Raw genomic sequence first — 20473 nt, 5'->3', positions numbered from 1 at the left:
TGATAATTTATGTCTAAAACAGTTGTCATTGACCCGGTAACTAGAATCGAGGGTCATGCTAAAATTTCGGTGTATTTAGATGATGCGGGCGAAGTGGAAAATGCTCGTTTTCACGTTGTAGAATTTCGCGGTTTTGAGAAATTCTGCGAAGGTCGCCCGATGTTTGAAATGGCGGGAATTACCGCTAGAATTTGTGGAATTTGTCCGGTTAGTCATTTATTGGCTTCTGCAAAAACTGGCGATAAAATATTAGCGGTTCAAGTTCCGCCTGCGGGTGAAAAACTGCGGCGAATGATGAATTTAGCCCAGTTAACTCAATCTCATGCGCTATCGTTTTTTCACCTGAGTAGTCCCGATTTTCTGATCGGTTGGGATAGCGATCCAGCAAAACGAAATATTTTTGGATTAATTGCTTCTGATCCGGATTTAGCCCGAGGAGGAATTCGCCTGCGTCAGTTTGGTCAAACGGTGATTGAACTATTAGGTGCGAAGAAAATTCATGCGGCTTGGGCGGTGCCTGGAGGAGTGCGATCGCCATTATCAGAAGAAGGTCGAACTTGGATTAGAGAACGTCTTCCTGAGTCAAAAACGACCGCAGAAAATGCCCTAGATTTGTTTAAAAATTTGCTGGATTCTCACTTTACTGATGAGGTGGATGCGTTTGGAAAATTCCCCTCATTATTTATGAGTTTAGTTGCAGAAAATGGGAACTGGGAACATTACGGAGGTCATCTCAGGTTTATTGATAGTGATGGAATTATTGTTGCCGATAATTTGAGTGAAGATGATTACCAAGAATTCTTGGGAGAAGCTGTTGAAAGTTGGTCTTATCTCAAGTTTCCCTATTACAAACCTTTGGGATATCCTAATGGAATGTATCGGGTTGGGCCGTTAGCCCGCTTGAATGTTTGCGATCGCATTGGCACCCCAGAAGCGGATCGAGAATTACGAGAATTTCGCGATCGCGCAGGTGGACGGGTGGCGACTTCTTCTTTCTTTTATCACTATGCAAGACTAATTGAAATTATTGCTTGTTTAGAAGAAATTGAGCGTTTAGTTAATGATCCAGATATCGTTTCTTCACGGGTTCGCGCCAATGCTGGAATTAATAATTTAGAAGGAATTGGCGTCAGTGAAGCCCCACGCGGAACGTTATTTCATCACTACAACGTCGATGAAAATGGCTTAATTCAAAAGGTGAATTTGATTATTGCCACCGGACAAAATAACCTCGCCATGAATAAAACCGTTACGCAAATTGCTAAACATTATATTCATGGTCAGGACATTCCTGAAGGGCTTTTAAACCGGGTAGAAGCCGGAATTCGGGCGTTTGATCCTTGTTTAAGTTGTTCGACTCATGCTATGGGTCAAATGCCTTTACAGGTGCAGTTAATTCGCCCTGATGGTACAATTGTTAACGAAGTTTTCCGCAATTAATCTGTTTGATTGGGGAAAAGGATTTTAAGTTTTGGATTTAGACCTTTTCCCTTTATCTCAAACTTTTATTGAGGAGATATTGTATCAAGTTCATCTTCTAACTTACTTTCCCGAACATACAAAAACAGGGGAAGGGCAAAGGAATAAGCAATTAAAAACCCAATGAGGATATAAATAAATCCGAACTTTATACTCAAGCGTTTGGATTCAAAATACATCCAAATTGAACCAACAACAGTCGCAATAAACAAATCTAAACTAATCGATTGCGTCGCTAAATTCCCCGAAGAAGCAGCCACAAATTCCCCTAAACTTCCCGTGAGAAAAAACTGAACATTATAGTACCAGGGAAAAATCAAACCTGCGATCGCAAGTATGAAATAGACAATTTTTTTTAGGTTCATACTGTTTACATGATCTTAGCTTAATATATTTTATAATAACCTGAGTCTGTTGTTATACTTTAGTACAATTAAATCTTAGCTTTCTCGTAGAGTTGGGAAAAACAAGCTTTGTGATCTGATTAATTTAGACTCAAAAATGAATCAAAAAACGGTCTTAGTTATGGGATATGGTAATCCCATTCGGGGTGATGATGGAATCGGAGAAAGGGTAGCAACGGAAGTCGAAAACTGGAATTTTTCCAACGTGCGATCGCAAAGTTTACATCAGTTAGTTCCTGAAGTTGCCGAAGATTTAACTCAAGTCGATGTTGTGATTTTTGTTGATGCGTCGATCACTGGAGAAACCGTAGAACTTTTAGCTGTAGAACCCTTAGAAACAACAGAACTTAACTGGGGACATTATCTCAATCCTCAGTCTTTATTAACTTTAGCAAAAACTCTTTATCACAAAACGCCTGAAGCTTGGTTAATATCAGTTCCTGGCGTTGATTTTGAATTGGGTGAAAATCTCTCGGAAATAGCCAAACAAGGAGTAACAGTTGCGTTAGAAAAAATTAAACAATTAATCAGTTAAATATTGTCTTTCATCCATTGTCGAAACTCTCGTACAGCTTTACTTCTGCCTTGAGTTAATGCTTTTTGCACAAACTGATTAATCAACTCAAGAATCGGAATACCGGGAAAATTAGGACTGGTTTTAGACTTGACATATTCTCCCATTTGTAATAAATTAATCTCCAAACCTTTTTGATTGTAACGCCAAAGTTCAGGAACTCTTAACAAACGATAATTATCAAATTTTGTGCGGGAGGTAATATCAATTTCAATAGCGAGATCAGGAGGTGGATTAACAGTTAAATCAATCCGATTTTTACCAATAACTGCTTGATGATTTTGAATATAAAAACAGGTGTCCGCTTCTATGGCTTGGGTCATTTGTTCACTTTTAAACGTGGTTGAACCCAAAGCCTCAAAATCAATATTCAGCGTATCTAATAACATTTTAACTAAATCCCCAACCATTTCTTTGTCTTTTTCATGTTCCAATGAAGGTGTCATCATTTCTAAAACTCCATGACTATAAGACAATCGAGAAGCACGGCTTTCTCCCAATTCCTCTAAAATTTGTTCAAATTCTTGCCAAGTTATATCTTTCAGCAAAACTTGATGACCGGGAGAAACGACAATTTGTTCAAGCTTAATTTTCATTGTTATTCATCCTCATTTTCAGGTTCAGATAATTCTAAATCCGTCGGTTTATGACTTAGCAAATAAGACTTACCTGGATGTACTAAAAAATGTTCTCGTACAGCAGCCCGTCCGAGTAGCATCCGAAACCCCATCACATCTCGATTGGTTAAAGTCAGTTCAATTGGCCATCGTTGTCCGTGAAGTTCAACTGTGGTTAAAATCGCAATTCTTTTTTCGGCGTGACCCCCAGAATTACGCACTTCTCGTTCATCTAAAATTTCAGCTTCGGCTGTGATTGTTTTCGATGTATTTCGCTGGAAAGGGTGCATTTGAAAACGAACCCAGTGCTTTTCATCTTTCCAAAAGGTTTCGACATGAAAAGCATGGATGGCGGAGGAACGGGCGCCTGTATCAATTTTTGCTTTGATGGCGGTTACTCCGAGTTCGGGTAATACAATCCACTCTCGCCAACCGATGATTGATAATTGTTTTTGTTTGGACAATTTAAACTTGATTTAAACTTTTTCATTACAACTCTAATTTTAGATTTTATCTCAAACGGTATCTAAAGTCACTAGATTAAAACAGTTTTTGAACCAAAATACAATTCTGTTCAGAGAAAAGGAACACGTTTTTAGAAATAAGGTTTAAAATCTATCAAGGATGTCTCTACTGAGTTGATCTTCTCGTGATTTTATCAGAATGAGGAGTAATCATTGAACAAACAAGCTGCAAATTAATTGACTTAAAAAAATGAAGACAATCTTTAAAAAATCTCGCTGGCTGGCCTTGGGTACCTTATCTTTTATTTTAAATTCCTTTCCGGTTGTAGCGGCTGAACGCATTTACATTGACTATGGTTCAATGGAAACTTCTATTTCTGTGACTACTTTAGAAAATTATGCAAAAGATAATAATATTGAGCCTGAACTATCTCCCTATCTTAATCTTTTAACGCCAGAACAAAAGGAACAATTTCGTCAACTATTAAAAATGCAGTTGACATTTGATCCCCAACAAGTTCAGCAAGTTTTTAAAGCTAAAATGGGAGAACTTTTATTTGAAACAATTGGAGAAATGATTCAGATAAAAGAGGGAGAAAATGGTGCTGTTGCCCTGCAAAATGCCGTACTGAAAGCATCCGCAAATCCCGAAGGTTTAACTCTCCTTAGTATTATTCGTCAGTTTCCTGGAGAAATTCAGCTTGATATTGTCAAAATTCAGGAATTATTCGATAATCTATCCAGTTTAAAACAAGAAACTCTATCTCTAGTTCAAACCTTAGAAACAAGGACTCAAGCAGAAGCTCAACAGGAGCCAGAAATCGACTTTTATCAGTTAGCAGATATTCGCACAATAGGTCAATATAAAGTTTCCCGAGAAACATTTACACTACAAGATACTCAACGTAATCGTGAATTTAATGTTAATCTTTATTTTCCAACTCAATTACAAGGAGAACCCGAATCTATTCCTGTCATTGTCATTTCACCCGGTTTAGGTGCAACATCTGAAACCTGGTTACATCTCGTTCAACACCTCGTTTCTCATGGATATGTTGTCGCTACAGTTCATCATCCAGGGAGCAACTTTAGCCATTTACAAGCCTTTTTTGAAGGACGAGAAACTGATGTTTTTGATGTGCAAGAATTTATTAATCGTCCTTTGGATATAACCCAGGTTCTCAACGAACTCGAAGATCGAAACTTGTCTCAATTTCAAGGAAAACTGAACCTCAAAAAAGTCGGAATTGCAGGTCAATCTTTCGGTGCTTATACCGCCCTTGCTTTAGCCGGAGCAAAAATCAACTTTGAGCAACTGAAACAAGATTGTCGTTCTCCCATTGAACTCTTAAATCTTTCTCGTCTGTTACAATGTCAAGCCCTCACACTTCCTCAACAAAACTATAACCTAAAAGATGACCGAATTGTTGCTGCTTTTCTAGTCGATCCAGTCAGTAGTAGCGTTTTTGGTCAAGCCAGTTTAAGTCAAGTCAATTTGCCAATTTTTTGGGGTTCTGGAAGTAATGATCGACTGACACCTGTAATCCTCGAACAACTCCATTCTTTCACCTGGTTATCCTCAAAAAATAAATATTTTGCATTAACCAAAGGATCACAACACCTCAATCTTAATTTTTCAGCATTGCAAAAATTGCGTTCTTTAGAAGAAGAAGCTTTACCGGAATTAGTCAGTCAAAACTTACCTGTTGTTGAATCCTATGTAAATGCTTTGAGTCTGGCATTTTTCCAAGTCTATATCGCCAATCAACCGAGCTATCAACCCTATCTGCGTTCTTCCTATGCAATGATGATTAGCCAAGAACCTCATACCCTAAGTTTCCTCTCCTCCTCAACTTCTCATCAGCTTACAGATATTTTGACCCAGATAATCGGGAGTACAAATAAATAACCCGGAAATTATCAAAAGTGACCCGAATTATCTATACTAAATGATAACCCTTAAGTTTGATTCAACATGAACAAGCGAGTTCAGCTAGCCCGAGTCAGTATCGTCAGTTTGCTCTCTTTAAGTTTAGTCTGGAGTTGTGGAATATTACCCAGTTTATTCAAGCCAAAAGCTGCTTTGGGAGCCGAACAGATTACCTTTTCCTATCCTCCCATCAATGTTTATATGTCTGTTGAGAACTTGGAAACTTTTGTCAATGAGGGCAGAATAACAGGTGACTTTGGAGTTTATGCTCAGTTAATTGGTAAAAACAGATTAGGAGATTTTCGTAAAATTTTAGGACAGCGTTTTGATGTCAACCCTGAAATTGTTTCTCGGGCAATTAATATGCCCCTTGCTGATCCGTTATTTGAAAGATTAGGACAAGTCTTGCAAACCGAGACTAACATCAATGGTTCCGAGGCTTTACGCTTGGCAATTATGACGGCGGCTTCTGATCCCGAGGGGTTCACATTATTAAATGTAATTCGGAAATTTCCGGCAGAAAGTATCCAAGTTGATGCTAATCTCATCTTTGAACTCGCTGAAGAATTACCCATTCTATTAGGATATCGAGAAGTCGCAACTCAAGTCATCATTCAAGAAGCGATCGCCGAAGCCGCAGCAGACCCTAAAGTTGATTTTTCTCAATTAATTGATTTACGAGAACCTGGGCCTTATAAACTCACAAAAAAAGAAGTCAGTTTTCAAATTAAAAATATTCGTCAAACCGAGACAGGTTTATCCGGTTCCTATCAACTCGATGTTGATTTTTTAATTCCAGAAGGACTCACCGAACCCGTTCCTTTAATTATTTCTAGTCATGGTTTTGGTTCCTACAAAGGTCACGATAGTTTAGCCCGACATATTGCCTCTTATGGGTATATTGTTGCTACTCCTGAACACATCGGAAGTAGTTTAGGATATCGAGATGCCTTTATTCGAGGCGAGGTAGATTTATTGCTCAGTCCGATTGAATATATCAGCCGTCCTTTAGATATTATTTATCTGTTAGATGAGGTTGAAAAGTTAGTTAAAACCGATCCCTTTTGGAAAAAATTAATTGATTTTGATCAAATTGGTGCGATTGGAAATTCCTTTGGAGGAACAACCGCCTTAGCGTTAGGGGGTGCAGAAATCAACTACAATCGACTCAGACAACAATGTACACCGGATCTCTTTACCTTAAATGCGTCTTTATTACTGCAATGTCGAGCGGTTTATCTCCCTCAAAACAACTATGATTTACGAGATCCTCGCATTAAAGCAATTGTTGCCGCTCATCCTCTCACCAGTGCATTATACGGCCCGGAAGGAATGAGTAAAGTCGAAGTTCCAACCTTAATGGTTGCGGGTGCAAATGATATTGTCACTCCAGTTATTCAAGAACAAGTCCATCCTTTTTTGTGGTTGAATTCCCCGGAAAAATATCTCTCCTTAATGGTGCCAGGAACCCATTTTTCTTCAACGCTGCGTTCTGATACAAAAGGCGTTGCAGGTGTTCCTAAATTTATTATTGGGACAAATTTCGACCTGGGAAGACCTTATTTCTTTGGTTTAAGCACAGCATTCTTTAATGTCTACCTCAAACAACGTCAACAAGACTTACCTTACCTAAGTTCTTCTTACAATAAATCTCTCAGTCAAGAAGGCTTAGATATTAACTTCATTCAGTCCCTTTCTCTCTCCCAACTCGAAGCCGCTTATGGAGGGCCGGTACCTGCTCCACTCTTACCCAAATCCCCAATTGTTGAACTTCCCCCACCCCCCGCAGGAGAAACAATTTTAGAAGAAATTAAACGCACAGGAGTTTTAAAAGCAGCGATGAGACGGGATGCCGCCCCGTTTGGCTATATTGACAATAAACAGAATTGGACAGGATATTGTTCAGACTTTTTGAATGATTTTGCGAATCATTTAACCGAAAAACTGGATACAGCTATTAAAGTTCAATTAGTTCGATTTCCGTCTAATCTCGATAACCGTTTTCAATTAGTTCGCAACAAAACTGTCCATCTCGAATGCGGCCCTAATACAATTCGCAATAATATTCCAGATGTCGCTTTTTCTCAACCTTTCTTTGTCACCGGAACCCAATTTTTAATTCAAACCAAAAACGAAGATCAAATTCAGCCCAACACAAGCTTAAATGACATCAAAACCGGAGTCGTTAGAAACTCAACAAATGAACAATTTATCCGCCAACAATATCCCCAAGCACAAACCATTTATTTTCGCGGAGAAAATGCCATATCAGACGCCGTTAAAGCAGTAACAAACAACCAAATTGATACCTTCGCGAATGATGGAATTCTCACTTTAGGAGAACTCTTTAGACAACAAGTACCGATAGAAAACTACACCTTAGTTCCCGAAAAACCCCTCACCTGTGATTTTTATGGGGTGGCTTTACCCAATAACGATACCCGGTGGCGGAGAATGGTCAACAGTTTTATTGATAGTCAACAAGCCGAACAAGTTTGGGAAGGTTGGTTTACCTTTGCCTTTCCTTATGTCTTATTAAACCTAGATTATTGTGTCAATCGTTAAACATTTGATTGCCGAGTTCACCAACTGACGATAAAACATGAGAATATTATCTTACGCATAATCACAGTCAAATGTTTTTTGGGAAACTAATCGTTTTCATTCTCAGTAGTTTTAGCTTGGGTGCCCTTCCTCTGACTTACTTTGTCGTCAAAATTTTGACGGGTATCGACTTAACCCAAGTCGGCACGGGGAACGTCAGTGTCGCCGCCGCCTTCACCCACGCCGGAAAAAAAGCCGGAATTGCCGCCGTTTTAGCCGAGATAGCCCGAGGAATTTTCCCCGTCCTACTGGCAAAGGCCTGGTTTCCTGGCATTTCTGCCTTAGAATTAGTAGGATTAATCTTTCTAGTTTTAGGGCGATATTTCATCGCTCGGGGTGGAGGTGTCACCAACGCGACTTGGGGAACTCTAGTTTACTCTGTAACCGTGACCTTGAGTACAATCATCACAGGCTTAGTCATCTGGCAAATTGGGCGTTTAGTGACTCCCTCTCATCCGACTCAAGCCAGACTGAGGGCTGTGCGTTGGGGTTGCCTTAGCGGGCCGTTTTGGGTCGGATTGTGGCGTATTCCCTTCACGACTTCCCTCGCTGACTTTCTTTTAGAAATATTGGCAGCTATTGGTTTAGCAGTGACTTTAATCGTTATTAATTTGCGTCAAGGAGATGATTTTGGTTTGTATAAAAAACAGCGTTTATTAACTTTATCAGACCCCTTAGATGAAGCCATTTATGGTGCAAAAGCCAGTCGATTGAGCCAACTGAAACAAGCCGGGTTTAAAGTGCCTTCCGGTTGGGTTTTACCGACCTTTAAACTGAAAACACAAACCGCACCCAAACTTTCTCATTTTAGTCTACCGATTCCGAATGCTAATCTGCCCTTAATTGTCAGGTCTTCAGCGATTGGAGAAGATAGCGAGAACAATTCGGCTGCCGGACAATATCAAACTATTGGGCCAGTCACCACAGAGACAGAATTAATCGAAGCTATTGATTGTTGTCGTCAGTCCTATTGGAGTTCCGAGGCGATTTCCTATCGGCATCAGCGCCAAATTCCAGATGAAGGAATTGCGATTTTAATTCAACCTTATATTAGTAGCAAAGTCGCCGGGGTAATGTTTAGTCGTCATCCCCTCGATGGGTCTACAAAAGTGATTATTGAAGCGTTACCGGGTGGGGCAGAAAGTGTGGTTGGGGGAAAATTTACACCCCTTCATTTAGAGATTGACTTCACTAATCTAAAATCCAAAAAAGAGATGTCAAATGTACTCAAAAATTCATCTCTTTTACCGAGAACTATTATCGCTGAATTGGTTAAACTGGCTCAAGACATTGAAGTTTTTTATCATGGTTTACCTCAAGATATTGAATGGGGTTGGGATGAGGAGAATATCTGGATTTTACAAAGTCGTCCAATTACAAATTTAAGACCAATTTGGACAAGAACGATTGCTTCTGAAGTCATTCCGGGTACAATTCCTCCTTTAACGTGGTCAATTAATCGTCCTTTAACCTGTGGGGTTTGGGGCGAAATTTTTACACTGGTTTTGGGAAAAGAAAAAGCCGCCCAATTAGATTTTAAAGAAACAGCAACCTTGTTAGGTTCTCATGCTTATTTTAATGCCACCTTACTCGGTGCAATTTTTCGGATGATGGGATTACCCGAACAGGGGTTAGAGTTTTTGTTACGAGGTCAAAAAATGGGAAAACCTCCCATCAGTAAAGTTTTACCTTCTTTACCCGGGTTGTTACGTTTAGTACGGCGAGAAATGATTTTAGCTCAATCGTTTCAGCGAGATTATCGTCAAACCTTTTTACCTGCCTTAAACCGACTTAAAGCCGAGTCTAATAATCCGTCTTATCCCTTGAATTCTCAATCTCTGACTGAACTGCTTGACCGGGCAGAACGGATTCAAGAATTACTGAAATCTCTCACTTATTATAATATTTTAGGGCCGATTGGGTTAGCCATTCGACGTACTATTTTTCAAGTTTCTGATGAATGGTTGCCCACCGAAAATAATCCCGAAGTTATGGCAATGTGTTCCCTACAAACCTTAGCGGATAAATTTCGAGGACAAATCTCTATCAATGAAACCGCTTCATTATCTGAATTAGAACAACAATTCAATCAAATCTCAGAATTACAAGTTGAATTTACCGAGTGGTTAAATACTTATGGTTATTTAAGTGAAGTTGGGACTAATATTGCTGTATCAACCTGGAAAGAACAACCCGAAGTGTTCCGAAAAAGCTTTTTATCGATGATTCAAAATCCAACGGTTAAAGTTGAAAAATTCAATCCCAATAAGCTGAGTATTGGACAACGTTTGCGACTATCTCAATGTCGAGAAAGAGCAATAATTAAAGGAAGAATTGCTGAAGCTTATGGTCAACTTTTAGCCCATCTCCGGTGGACATTTTTAGCCATTGCTGAAAAAGGAATTGCAACGAATCTTTTAGACAAAACTGATGACATTTTCTTTTTAGAATTTGCAGAAATTCAAGATTGGATTCGTCAAGATAATACAGATGCTCTGCAAACAAAAGTCAAGGAAAGACGCGAAAAATTTGAACAAAATAAAACCCTTAAAGTTCCTGATTTAGTTTACGGAAATACATTGCCTAAAACTTTAAATTCTCCCCAAATTGAATCTCAAAATTCCTCAATTTTTACCGGAATTCCAGCGAGTGTTGGCTGTGTAGAAGGAACAATTCAAATTTGTCGGAGTATTGGAGATAGTCTCACCAACAGCCCAGAAAAATATATTTTAGTTGTTCCTTATACTGATGCAGGTTGGGCGCCTTTGCTCATCAATGCTCAAGCGATTATTTCCGAAGTCGGTGGACAACTTTCTCATGGCGCAATTATCGCTCGCGAATATCGAATTCCCGCCGTGATGAATATTCCAAATGCAGTTTCTTTGTTTAGAAATGGTCAACGGGTACGAGTTGATGGTTATCGAGGAACGATAGAAATTTTAGCTGAGAATGAGTTGAAATAAACTCCAAATAGAGGCGTTTTCATTGAATCGTTTACCATGAATAAAAAAATCACTAACCTCTCGTTTTGTAAGATTAAAATATTACCGCTTTCCCTTCTGATGCAAGCAATTTCTGCGTTACTCACTGTGGGAGTTGTGATTAGCATTCCCTCACCTCCGGTTGCGGTTGAACTGACTCCTGAACCTCAACAATTAACTCCCCTACAAGGAAAACAAAAAATTATTTTATTGGGGGATAGTATTACCCAAGCAGGCGGAAATTATGGGGGTTATGTCTGGTTAATGCAGCGATATCTGAATACCCTCTATCCTCAATCTAAAATTGAACTGATTCAAGCCGGAGTATCCGGTCAAACTTCTGCTGATTTACAACAACGATTTCAACAAGATGTCCTCGAGAAAAAACCCGATTTAGTGACGATTAATGTCGGCGTTAACGATATTATTCAAAGTTTTAAAACAGCCTCAAACGAGTCACAAAATACAGCCAATATAGAAAGTTACCGCCAAAATTTAACCGCAATGGTAAAAGCAGCACAAGCTCGAAATATACCTATTTTATTTTTGTCTCCTACTATCATTACCGAAGATTTAAACAGTCGAGAAAATATCCGTTTGCGTGAATATATTGCCGTCATGCGAGCCGTTTCCACTCAAAATAGATGTCAATTTTTGGATCTCAACCTTCCCTTTCGAGATGTAATTTTAACCTATCAACGTTATGGTGGACAGGCTCAAAATATCCTGACTCGGGATGGGATTCATCCCAATTTAGCAGGTCATCAAATTTTAGCTTATACTATTTTAAGAAGTTGGGGAATTCCTGAACAACAAATTAAAAAATTACAAGTGATCGAGTAATCGACTTCAACCTGATCTACCTGCTCATCTTCTCCAGTAAATCTGGAGTTTTAATGAAAAGTTTCAGCCAATTCTAGCCAATCACTCAGACAGTCCTTATACTAAGAAATAAAGCCTTACTCAAAAAATATGGAAGTTCAGTTTAAGATTATTCGTCAAACTCAAGACAGCAGCCCTCGCATTCAAACCTACAAGCTAGAAGTCGAGCCAGGAAATACAATTCTTGAATGTCTAAATCGCATTAAATGGGAACTAGACGGCACCTTAGCCTTTCGTAAAAATTGCCGCAATACCATCTGTGGAAGCTGTGGAATGCGAATTAATGGCCGTTCCGCTTTAGCCTGTAAAGAAAATATTACCAGTGAATTGGCTCGTTTAGAACAAATCGCCGCCTCAAGTTCCGCCCCGACTGCATCCAACGGCATTCCCGAAATTACCATTGCACCGATGGGAAATATGCCCGTCATCAAAGATTTGGTGGTCGATATGAAGCGGTTTTGGGGCAATCTCGAAAAAGTTGAACCCTATGTTAGCACCCAGAGTCGCGACATCCCCGAACGTGAATTTTTGCAGACCCCCGAAGAACGCGCAAAACTCAATCAAATGGGAAATTGTATTCTCTGTGGGGCTTGTTACTCGGAATGTAATGCCTTAGAAGTCAACCCCGAATTTGCAGGCCCCCACGCCCTAGCCAAAGCCCAACGGATGATTGCCGATAACCGTGATGATCACACCGAAGATCGCTTAGAACACTACAATCAAGGAACAGAAGGAGTTTGGGGTTGTACTCGCTGCTTCAACTGTAACACCGCCTGTCCGATGGAAGTTGCCCCGATGGATCAGATCACCAAAATTAAACATGAAATCCTTGAACGCAAAAATGCCGGGGATAGCACAGCCATTCGTCACCGCAAAGTGCTGGTTGATTTGGTCAAACAAGGCGGATGGGTCGATGAACGCAAATTTGGTATTTTAGTAATTGGGAACTATTTCCGTGATGTCAAAGCATTGCTCGGTTTGGGGCCTTTGGGGTTTAAAATGCTCACTCGAGGGAAGTTTCCGTTGAGCTTTGAACCCTCAGAAGGCACAAAAACCGTGCGATCGCTGATCGAATCTGTTCAACGTTTGGAGCAACAAAAATGAGTTCTTCCACGCCTCCGTCTACAGACTCCAATTCCCCTCCCAACTCAACTGAGGCTGAACCTGGGTTTGGTTGGACTCGCTACGCCGAGAAGATTAATGGTCGCTTTGCGATGGTGGGTTTTATTCTCCTTTTGGGGTTGGAGTTTTTTACCGGTCAAGATTTATTCACCTGGCTCGGTTTACGTTAAAATTGAGGGAAATTAATAGGAATGAGGCAATTGATTATCACTCAATTTCACAGTCCTCATTCCCTATTTTTACTTAATTTTTAGGTTGTATTTGCCCTTTCCCTGATCATCGTAGGAATTAACAATCACTCGATAAGTTCCCTCACTCGGTAAAGTGACCACAATTTGAGAATTCGAGTTGCTTTGATTGATATCATCATGTTCTTCGAGCAACGCATTATCTGGTGTAAAAATCGCTAAATAAGTATCAAAGTCACCACTATCAAGCGTAATTGTAACTTCCTGTCCTTCTACTCCCTCAAAAGTGTATTCATCATACAAACTTCCATCAGACGCCAGCACAGAGTCACCTTCACCGAGTTCGCCCTGCTCATTTAAAATGAAATCAGAGGTCTGTGAACCTTCTGTATCAGGAGACTCTGGCTGTTCGTCGGGAGTTGGAGTTGGAGTTGGAGTTGGAGTTGGAGTTGGAGTTGGAGTTGGAGTTGGAGTTGCTTCAGGTGTAGGAGACTCAGCCGGACTCGGAGTTTCTGTCGTCGGGGGATTACTTTCAGGTTCAGGAGAGGCTTCCGGTTCAGGAGAAGCGGACGGTGCGGGTGTTTCCTGAGCAAGGAGATCACCCAACTGAATCTCTTTGATTTGACTCAAATTAGGATCGCTTGATGTTTCTCCCAAACGAGACTGAACCGTTAAAGAAGGACTAAGAGCATGAGCGGGAAAAACGGTCAGTAGACTGGCAATCACGACCCAAAATTGAATTTGATGCATAAATAACCTCAATAGGATGGAAAATTGACAAGTTTAGATATTCACTCCGACAGGAGTGCCATCTTGATTTCGACTCGTAGATGTTTAGCGAACGGTTAATAGGTACTGACCTTGACCTGTACTATCATAGGCGTTGACGACCACTCGATAGCGGCCTGTCATCGGTAAAGTTACAGTTAATACGGCATTTTTCTCTGACGAATTTGCATCGTCATTTTCTCCCACAAGCTGACCATTCGGACCAAACAGAGCGACATAGGGATCGAAATCTGAACTTTCGAGTCGAATTGTAACAGCCTGACCTCCGACTCCATCAAAGCTATACTCTTCATACCGACTCCCATCAGAGGGAAGTGCCGCATCTGTGCGATCTAAGGTTCCTTGTTCCTCTAGAATCAAACGACTGCTACGCTCACTCGGATTGACTGTCTCAGTCTCAATTCGGAGTTTTAATCGATAGTCGCCAGACTCTCCCGCCTCATAGGAATTCGCCAAAAAAGTATATTCACCATCTTCCGGCAGTGTAACCATAATTTTGGCATCTTTCTGGCCACCACTATCGTCGTCTTGAGCCAGTTCACTCCCATCAGAATTGAGCAAAATTAAGTAGGGATCTAAATCCTGACTTCTCATTTCTATCGCAATCTGCTGACCTGCTTTTCCCTCAAAAGAATACATATCATAAAAGCTATTATCAATCGGCAAAATACTATCACTTTCATCTAAGCGACCTCGAACTTCTGGGCCATCAAGGATCAGTTTTTCCGAAGGTTCACTCGAAAACGCAAATGGCCTTTGGGATTGGGCAACCCGTGGCGCTCGTCCTTCTTTGACCGCTTGCAAAAAGGGCGGAACTTTATCGACGGAAATGGCAAAACCAATCCCAATATTACCGCCACTACGACCCCGTGTAAAAATTGCCGTATTCACCCCAATCAATTCACCTTGACTATTCAGTAGTGGGCCACCAGAATTTCCGGGGTTAATAGCCGCATCGGTTTGAATCAGATTTCGTTCTCCATCAATCCGACTGACAATTCCAATTGTAAACGTCCCTTGAAATTGACCAAAAGGATTCCCAATCGCAAAAGCACGTTGACCCACTTTTACCGAACCCGGTTTAGCAATGGGAATTGTCGGTAAATTACGAGCATTTTGAATTTTCAAAACCGCTAAATCTAGCCCATCTTCTCCGTAGGCGATGACATCGGCTTTCATTTCTCGACCATCGGCTAACGTTACTTTGACTTCTCCACCCTGAGAAACCACATGAGCATTGGTGAGAACCATACCATCAGGCGAGATAATCGTACCACTGCCATTGGCTTTTTCCGTATCGATGGAAACGACAGCCGGACTTGCTTTTTCATAAACCCGAATATTTGTTTCTTCACCCTCGTCTTGAGCTAAGAGTTGATTAGACTGATTGAGAAGACGATTCGAGTTGAAATCCGGTTGCTCGGAAGTTGGGGCTAAATCGAGTAGAAGGGTTTTAGAGGAACTGGCTTGAACCCCATTGATACTCACTGTTGTTCCTATCGCTAAGAGTCCAGATGTCGCTAAACTCAGAAATTTCAGATTCATTGATCGTTCCCGCTGAATTCACCCCCGATATTAACGCCCGGAGGTGGGTTGGAAAACGGGGCGGGTCTACCGCTTTCCTGTGGACAAAATCAGAAGCTCTATCCGTTTGTGAATTAGATTCCCTGCTTCAATGTTAGCTTTTGCGTCATTGAGTGCATGAATCTCAGCAGCTTAAATGATTAATTATAAATCCACTCAGATTGGCTTATCTATCAGGAAATGTTGTCTAGAAGTTTCGGATTTGTCTTATTTGTAGATTCCCAATCCACTACGCTTAACAGTGTTGGTGTTTACTGAGGAATTAAAGGTAAATTTAAGGGTTGTCCGTACCGATTATAAACAAGGATATCCCACTGACCGTTCACACTCGATTCAAAGGCAATCATTCCCCCTTCTCCACTCATTGTGGGATTTCGGACTTCAGCCTGAAGGTTTTGGGTTAAATTTCTCAGTTGACGAGTTTCCCGGTTGTAGAGATAGATGTCTGACTGTTTTCCTCGGGTTCCTTGAAAAGCAATATATTGACCCTCTCTAGAAATCAGCGGAGCCGAAGCGATCATATCTAAACGATTTAATCCCGGTAAATCAATTAACGCCTGCTCTTGTCTATCATATAAGTAAATATCCTGTCGTCCTCGTCGATCTGAGGCGAACACGATATAACGATCTGTGATTTGAGCATCAAACTCAGCCGCAGGACTATTGAGGCTCATTTCGTGGGTATCGACTGGATATTTAATTAATCGAGGAGAGCCAACACAGCTTGTTAACAACAATCCAGCGATCAAGACAATACCAATAAAGTGTAAACAACGTTTCACGATCCTCAGCTCACAGTCAATTAAGGTCAAACAAAAAAGAGTTAAAATCCCTCAGTTCCGGTGCAAATTCTGACCCCGAAAACTATTCTGATTCTTGACTCGCACCCTTACCCTCAATTTGATCGAGTGTATCGAGTTCTACCTTAGAACCTCGATCAAGCACTTCTAAATCCCATTGACCCCGACGCCCACTTTCAAAGACAATATAACGACCATCTGGGCTAATGCGAGGATGACGTATCCACCCCCGATAACCTTGAGAAACAATCTGCACGTGATTGGTTTTGCGATCATACAGTTCAATTTCTGGGCGTCCTGAATCACTCGCCAGATAAACCAGATAACGCGCCGTGCTGCTCAGACTCGGATTTTCGGCGATCGCCGAACCGTTATTTAAACCCGGTAAATCGATCAATGTTTGTCGTTGTAAATCATACAAAACGATCTGACGTTGACCATTGCGGTTGGAGACATAGGCTAAAAACTGACCATTCCCACTCAAAGTCGGTTGCTCATCACTGGCTGAACTATTGAGAGCGATCGCCCCGACTTCAGGAACAACTAGGGTGAATCTCAAGATCAGACAGATGGCGATCATCACGATCGCTCTTATTCGCCGTTTCATTGACAAGATCTCCGCAAACCTTCAATCTCTATGAGCAAGAGGAGAGAAACAGCAGCAAGATTAGCACTTCCCCTCCTCTAAACTTGATCTTCAACAACACATCGCAACCGTTTTCTTTCTGCCATTCCTTGATGATCAAGGGAGTTTTAACTCTCAAAATCGTCGTCAGAGTAGTCAACAGGTCGATAGTCTACATAATCTGTCGAACTACTGGGGTCTGGATCTAGGCGATCGCTACTGCGGCTTCTTGAGCGGGTGTTTTCTGGAGGACGAGTTCTTCGGGATCTAGATGAGGATTTCGTCGGGTTGACATCATCCCAACGATTGTCATCGCGATCATTTAAGGAACTCTCGGTTCCAGAGGGTGGACGACTGCTGCTACGACTGCGAGAAGTTCTTTCGGGTGTCGAATCAATTGAAGCTTCCCATTCATCAGAATAAGAAGAACGGTTTCGACTATCTGGACGGGGACTCCGACGACGAGCCGGAGGTTCAGGTTTTTCAAGGCTTGGAGGTCGATTGCTCGGACTTCTGCGATTGCTGCTCGGACGACGACGAGGCCCTTCATCTTCATAGGCTTGTGATCGACTTAAACGAGTATCCCGACTTCCTCTAATTTGACGTGCCATCGGTTGATATTCGTCATTGGGTTCGAGTTCGTCGAGTTCTGCATCGACTCGATAAACATCACTCACATAGCGATCATCGTCTACAATGGGTGACGAGCGTTCTTTTGCGTTTGCTGTTGCTAAACCTCGCAGGCGAATACTTTCTACGGCGAAAAAGATAGCACTTCCTGTTAACAGAAATTGACCAAATGCCAAGATGGGATCAAGTCGCCATCCTTGAAACAGTAAAATCCCGCCACAGAGTAAGCCAATTGCCGCAAAGAATATATCGTGATCACGGGCTAGCTTGGGACGCCATGACCGGAGGAAATACAGTGCTGCACCGGATACTGCCAGGATAATACCTAGCAGGCTGCTCCAGTTCAATCCTAAATTAACCATTTGTAATTCTCCTATGCCAGTCCTATCTTAGCGAGTTCTCTGTATCTTCTCTACTTGAGCCAGAGTCTACAAGTTTGCTGCGTTCGCAGAGTGTGTGCTTAAGGTTTTATATATCTACAGAAATATTTTCTGAAGTCCGAGTTGGGGCCCGCGAATTGAGTTGAACTTTTTACAGATGTCTGTCTTGATCAACCCCAACCCCTTGCCCCAGTTAAAACTCCGATGCCATTAAGAACGGATGACTTTATCTTTCTGACTGAGGACAAATAGACCAATACAGGCTGGAATTACAACAATTAAAGTGCCTGCCAGTAAGCTGTAAAGGAAGTTTGCTAAAGAAGGTGTCATAGTAAGCTGATCCTTAAATTTACGAAGATTGCTTTAAGTTTATCATTTTAACAATAGGTTACACTCTTGAGTCATTGAGTTTGATTTTGTGCTTGACTATCCCCTAACCCGCTAAAATATTGATGAATCCTTGTAGTTACAAAACTTAAAGTTTCGAGAAGAACATGACCACCCTTACCGCAGTTAGTTGGATTTTGAGCATTGTCCTGGGGGTAATGACCTTTTTCTTCATTTTCCGCATTGTCCTGACTTGGTATCCACAAGTTGATCAGAGTCGCTTCCCGTTTAATCTGATTGTCTGGCCTACAGAGCCGTTTCTCGCCGTTACCCGCAAAATTATTCCTCCTCTAGGCGGAGTCGATATTACCCCGATTCTCTGGGTTGGAGTTTTCAGTTTTTTACGCGAAATTCTACTCGGTCAACAAGGCTTACTACGAATGATGATGTAGTAGGAGAGAAAACAAACAATATTATTTGGATTGACGACTCATCCACTGTTCGACAAAATTAGTGTAGACTTCACCTTGCAGAAATTCTGAAGTTTCCAAGATTTTTTGATGAAAACCAATCGTCGTGGGAATTCCAGTAATCGCAAATTCCCGTAAAGCCCGTTTCATCCGAGCAATTGCGCTGTCACGATCAGGCCCCCAAACAATCAGTTTCCCAATCAAAGAATCGTAATAAGGCGGGATTTCATAATCAGTGTAGACATGAGAATCAATTCGCACCCCATTGCCTCCAGGGGGAAGATAGGCACTAATTCGTCCGGGACAGGGCCGGAAGTTGTGATCTGGATCTTCTGCATTAATCCGACATTCAATCGCATGACCTCGTAGTTGAACCTGTTGTTGAGTTAACCGCAGTTTTTCCCCTTGAGCCACCCGAATTTGCTCGGCAATTAAATCTAAGCCTGTTACCATCTCTGTTACGGGATGTTCAACTTGGATGCGGGTGTTCATCTCCATAAAATAAAAATTTCCCGTCTTATCGAGGAGAAATTCAACGGTTCCCGCTCCGGTATAGTTAATAGACTGAGCTGCTTTGACTGCTGCTTCTCCCATTTTTTCCCGCAGTTGTGAACTTAAAGCCGGACTGGGAGATTCTTCAAGCAGTTTTTGATGACGTCGTTGAATAGAACAGTCTCGTTCTCCTAAGTGAATCACATTTCCGTGACCATCCGCTAAAATCTGAAACTCAATGTGACGCGGAAGTTCAATAAATTTTTCGAGATAAACACCGGGATTTCCGAAAGCGGCTTCAGCTTCTCCTTGGGCGGCGGAAAACTGTTTTGAGAGTTCAGACGGTTCTCGAACTAAACGCATTCCTCGTCCCCCTCCGCCTGCGGTTGCTTTAATGATGACCGGATAGCCAATTTGTAAGGCAATTTTCGCGGCTTCTTTTTCGTTGGTGACTAAGCCATCACTCCCCGGAACGGTGGGAACCCCAACTTTTTGCATGGTTTCTTTGGCTGTGGACTTGTCCCCCATTGAGCGGATTGCTTCGGGAGTCGGGCCAATGAAGGCAATATCGTGATCAGCGCAAATTTCCGCAAAACGGGCATTTTCAGCGAGGAAGCCGTAGCCGGGATGAATGGCTGTTGCGTTGCGAGTCAGGGCGGCGGAGATAATATTGGGGATATTGAGATAGCTTTTACCACTGCTCGGTTCACCAATGCAAACGGCTTCGTCCGCCAACTGAACATGAAGGGCATGGCGGTCAATGGTAGAATGTACGGCAACTGTGGCAATACCCAGTTCCTCACAAGTTCGGAGGATGCGTAAGGCAATTTCCCCCCGATTGGCAATTAGGATCTTTGAAAACCGCATCTTCTGTGCTGCTCGGTCAATAATCTGTTTAGGATAAACTGTTTTGGTCAACAGGGAAAGAGTTAAACTGCAACAATCTTGTTACATGGCGATCGCTAACTTAAACAACTGACTTGATCTTTTTGGATTTTGTGATATAGTTAAAGTTCAGCAGTGAAACTTCAGTTTGACTGAGATTTCATTGAGCCTAAGCGGATGTGGCGGAATTGGTATACGCGCACGTTTGAGGGGCGTGTGGCTTTGCCTTGCGAGTTCGAGTCTCGC

19 protein-coding genes are annotated in these 20473 nt (G+C 41.6%); 9 read left to right on the top strand and 10 right to left on the bottom strand.

Annotated features, from left to right (window positions below):
- Nucleotides 1-9: 9 nt before the first annotated feature.
- Entirely contained in the window at nucleotides 10-1440 is a 1431-nt protein-coding gene (locus L8106_RS16505; RefSeq protein WP_009785505.1) for a Ni/Fe hydrogenase subunit alpha, read from the top strand.
- Between the two features lie 65 nt (nucleotides 1441-1505).
- On the opposite strand, the gene L8106_RS16500 is transcribed toward L8106_RS16505, so the two are convergent.
- Nucleotides 1506-1844, bottom strand: a complete 339-nt coding sequence (locus tag L8106_RS16500; protein WP_009785504.1) for a DUF2834 domain-containing protein — start codon at nucleotides 1842-1844, stop codon at nucleotides 1506-1508.
- A gap of 136 nt (nucleotides 1845-1980) precedes the next feature.
- Between L8106_RS16500 and L8106_RS16495 the strand changes: the two genes are divergently transcribed.
- Nucleotides 1981-2418, top strand: coding sequence for a hydrogenase maturation protease (locus L8106_RS16495; RefSeq protein ID WP_009785503.1), 438 nt, complete (start codon nucleotides 1981-1983; stop codon nucleotides 2416-2418).
- Here the strand turns inward: L8106_RS16495 and L8106_RS16490 are convergent.
- Together L8106_RS16490 and L8106_RS16485 are read right to left on the bottom strand one after the other, a co-directional pair.
- Nucleotides 2415-3053 (bottom strand): Uma2 family endonuclease, encoded by a 639-nt coding sequence (locus L8106_RS16490; RefSeq protein ID WP_009785502.1) that lies wholly within the window; start codon nucleotides 3051-3053, stop codon nucleotides 2415-2417. The two genes, L8106_RS16495 and L8106_RS16490, sit on opposite strands and share 4 nt — an antisense overlap.
- Nucleotides 3054-3055: 2 nt before the next feature.
- A complete protein-coding gene (locus L8106_RS16485; RefSeq protein WP_009785501.1) occupies nucleotides 3056-3538 on the bottom strand; it encodes a RimK/LysX family protein in 483 nt (160 codons plus the stop codon).
- Between the two features lie 250 nt (nucleotides 3539-3788).
- Here L8106_RS16485 and L8106_RS16480 point away from each other — a divergent pair, with 250 nt between their 5' ends.
- The 6 genes from L8106_RS16480 (at nucleotide 3789) to L8106_RS16455 (ending at nucleotide 13227) form a co-directional block, all read left to right on the top strand.
- On the top strand, nucleotides 3789-5447 hold the full coding sequence (locus L8106_RS16480) for an alpha/beta hydrolase (protein WP_009785500.1): 1659 nt from the start codon (nucleotides 3789-3791) through the stop codon (nucleotides 5445-5447).
- A gap of 66 nt (nucleotides 5448-5513) precedes the next feature.
- Nucleotides 5514-8033, top strand: coding sequence for an alpha/beta hydrolase (locus L8106_RS16475; protein ID WP_009785499.1), 2520 nt, complete (start codon nucleotides 5514-5516; stop codon nucleotides 8031-8033).
- Between the two features lie 71 nt (nucleotides 8034-8104).
- The gene (locus tag L8106_RS16470) at nucleotides 8105-11035 is read left to right on the top strand and encodes a glycerol-3-phosphate acyltransferase (protein WP_009785498.1); all 2931 of its coding nucleotides are present in this window, start codon (nucleotides 8105-8107) and stop codon (nucleotides 11033-11035) included.
- 36 nt (nucleotides 11036-11071) lie between these two features.
- Entirely contained in the window at nucleotides 11072-11896 is an 825-nt protein-coding gene (locus tag L8106_RS16465) for an SGNH/GDSL hydrolase family protein (RefSeq protein WP_232228514.1), read from the top strand.
- A gap of 129 nt (nucleotides 11897-12025) precedes the next feature.
- Nucleotides 12026-13039 (top strand): succinate dehydrogenase/fumarate reductase iron-sulfur subunit, encoded by a 1014-nt coding sequence (locus tag L8106_RS16460; protein WP_009785496.1) that lies wholly within the window; start codon nucleotides 12026-12028, stop codon nucleotides 13037-13039.
- Nucleotides 13036-13227 carry a chlorophyll a/b-binding protein gene (locus tag L8106_RS16455; RefSeq protein ID WP_009785495.1) on the top strand — a complete coding sequence of 64 codons (192 nt, stop codon included), beginning with the start codon at nucleotides 13036-13038 and terminating at the stop codon, nucleotides 13225-13227. The genes L8106_RS16460 and L8106_RS16455 overlap by 4 nt, the downstream gene beginning before the upstream one ends.
- A gap of 69 nt (nucleotides 13228-13296) precedes the next feature.
- Here L8106_RS16455 and L8106_RS31580 read toward each other — a convergent pair whose 3' ends face one another.
- The 6 genes from L8106_RS31580 to psbX all read right to left on the bottom strand — a co-directional run bounded on the left by L8106_RS31580 (nucleotide 13297) and on the right by psbX (nucleotide 18383).
- On the bottom strand, nucleotides 13297-13995 hold the full coding sequence (locus L8106_RS31580) for a PPC domain-containing protein (protein WP_009785494.1): 699 nt from the start codon (nucleotides 13993-13995) through the stop codon (nucleotides 13297-13299).
- Nucleotides 13996-14079: 84 nt separating this feature from the next.
- Nucleotides 14080-15579, bottom strand: coding sequence for a trypsin-like peptidase domain-containing protein (locus L8106_RS16445; protein ID WP_009785493.1), 1500 nt, complete (start codon nucleotides 15577-15579; stop codon nucleotides 14080-14082).
- 290 nt (nucleotides 15580-15869) lie between these two features.
- Nucleotides 15870-16400 (bottom strand): hypothetical protein, encoded by a 531-nt coding sequence (locus tag L8106_RS16440; RefSeq protein WP_009785492.1) that lies wholly within the window; start codon nucleotides 16398-16400, stop codon nucleotides 15870-15872.
- An 82-nt stretch (nucleotides 16401-16482) separates the two neighbouring features.
- A complete protein-coding gene (locus tag L8106_RS16435; RefSeq protein WP_009785491.1) occupies nucleotides 16483-17025 on the bottom strand; it encodes a TolB family protein in 543 nt (180 codons plus the stop codon).
- 146 nt (nucleotides 17026-17171) lie between these two features.
- A complete protein-coding gene (locus tag L8106_RS16430; protein WP_009785490.1) occupies nucleotides 17172-18035 on the bottom strand; it encodes a Ycf66 family protein in 864 nt (287 codons plus the stop codon).
- Between the two features lie 228 nt (nucleotides 18036-18263).
- Nucleotides 18264-18383, bottom strand: a complete 120-nt coding sequence (gene psbX, locus L8106_RS30685; RefSeq protein ID WP_071809955.1) for a photosystem II reaction center X protein — start codon at nucleotides 18381-18383, stop codon at nucleotides 18264-18266.
- Between the two features lie 164 nt (nucleotides 18384-18547).
- Here psbX and L8106_RS16425 point away from each other — a divergent pair, with 164 nt between their 5' ends.
- On the top strand, nucleotides 18548-18832 hold the full coding sequence (locus L8106_RS16425) for a YggT family protein (protein WP_009785489.1): 285 nt from the start codon (nucleotides 18548-18550) through the stop codon (nucleotides 18830-18832).
- A 21-nt stretch (nucleotides 18833-18853) separates the two neighbouring features.
- Here L8106_RS16425 and accC read toward each other — a convergent pair whose 3' ends face one another.
- On the bottom strand, nucleotides 18854-20209 hold the full coding sequence (gene accC, locus L8106_RS16420) for an acetyl-CoA carboxylase biotin carboxylase subunit (RefSeq protein WP_009785488.1): 1356 nt from the start codon (nucleotides 20207-20209) through the stop codon (nucleotides 18854-18856).
- Nucleotides 20210-20473: the final 264 nt, after the last annotated feature.

It is taken from the genome of Lyngbya sp. PCC 8106 (assembly GCF_000169095.1).
GTDB lineage: Bacteria > Cyanobacteriota > Cyanobacteriia > Cyanobacteriales > Microcoleaceae > Capilliphycus.
This window is presented reverse-complemented; position numbering and strand designations above follow the sequence as displayed.

Bases quoted from the DNA above. Each gene is read 5' to 3' on its own strand.
- L8106_RS31580 (WP_009785494.1), bottom strand. From the start codon at position 13,995: ATGCATCAAATTCAATTTTGGGTCGTGATTGCCAGTCTACTGACCGTT.
- L8106_RS16470 (WP_009785498.1), top strand. From the start codon at position 8,105: ATGTTTTTTGGGAAACTAATCGTTTTCATTCTCAGTAGTTTTAGCTTG.
- L8106_RS16490 (WP_009785502.1), bottom strand. From the start codon at position 3,053: ATGAAAATTAAGCTTGAACAAATTGTCGTTTCTCCCGGTCATCAAGTT.
- L8106_RS16430 (WP_009785490.1), bottom strand. From the start codon at position 18,035: ATGGTTAATTTAGGATTGAACTGGAGCAGCCTGCTAGGTATTATCCTG.
- L8106_RS16480 (WP_009785500.1), top strand. From the start codon at position 3,789: ATGAAGACAATCTTTAAAAAATCTCGCTGGCTGGCCTTGGGTACCTTA.
- L8106_RS16460 (WP_009785496.1), top strand. From the start codon at position 12,026: ATGGAAGTTCAGTTTAAGATTATTCGTCAAACTCAAGACAGCAGCCCT.
- L8106_RS16445 (WP_009785493.1), bottom strand. From the start codon at position 15,579: ATGAATCTGAAATTTCTGAGTTTAGCGACATCTGGACTCTTAGCGATA.
- L8106_RS16500 (WP_009785504.1), bottom strand. From the start codon at position 1,844: ATGAACCTAAAAAAAATTGTCTATTTCATACTTGCGATCGCAGGTTTG.
- L8106_RS16425 (WP_009785489.1), top strand. From the start codon at position 18,548: ATGACCACCCTTACCGCAGTTAGTTGGATTTTGAGCATTGTCCTGGGG.
- L8106_RS16495 (WP_009785503.1), top strand. From the start codon at position 1,981: ATGAATCAAAAAACGGTCTTAGTTATGGGATATGGTAATCCCATTCGG.
- L8106_RS16455 (WP_009785495.1), top strand. From the start codon at position 13,036: ATGAGTTCTTCCACGCCTCCGTCTACAGACTCCAATTCCCCTCCCAAC.
- L8106_RS16435 (WP_009785491.1), bottom strand. From the start codon at position 17,025: ATGAAACGGCGAATAAGAGCGATCGTGATGATCGCCATCTGTCTGATC.
- psbX (WP_071809955.1), bottom strand. From the start codon at position 18,383: ATGACACCTTCTTTAGCAAACTTCCTTTACAGCTTACTGGCAGGCACT.
- accC (WP_009785488.1), bottom strand. From the start codon at position 20,209: ATGCGGTTTTCAAAGATCCTAATTGCCAATCGGGGGGAAATTGCCTTA.
- L8106_RS16505 (WP_009785505.1), top strand. From the start codon at position 10: ATGTCTAAAACAGTTGTCATTGACCCGGTAACTAGAATCGAGGGTCAT.
- L8106_RS16465 (WP_232228514.1), top strand. From the start codon at position 11,072: ATGAATAAAAAAATCACTAACCTCTCGTTTTGTAAGATTAAAATATTA.
- L8106_RS16475 (WP_009785499.1), top strand. From the start codon at position 5,514: ATGAACAAGCGAGTTCAGCTAGCCCGAGTCAGTATCGTCAGTTTGCTC.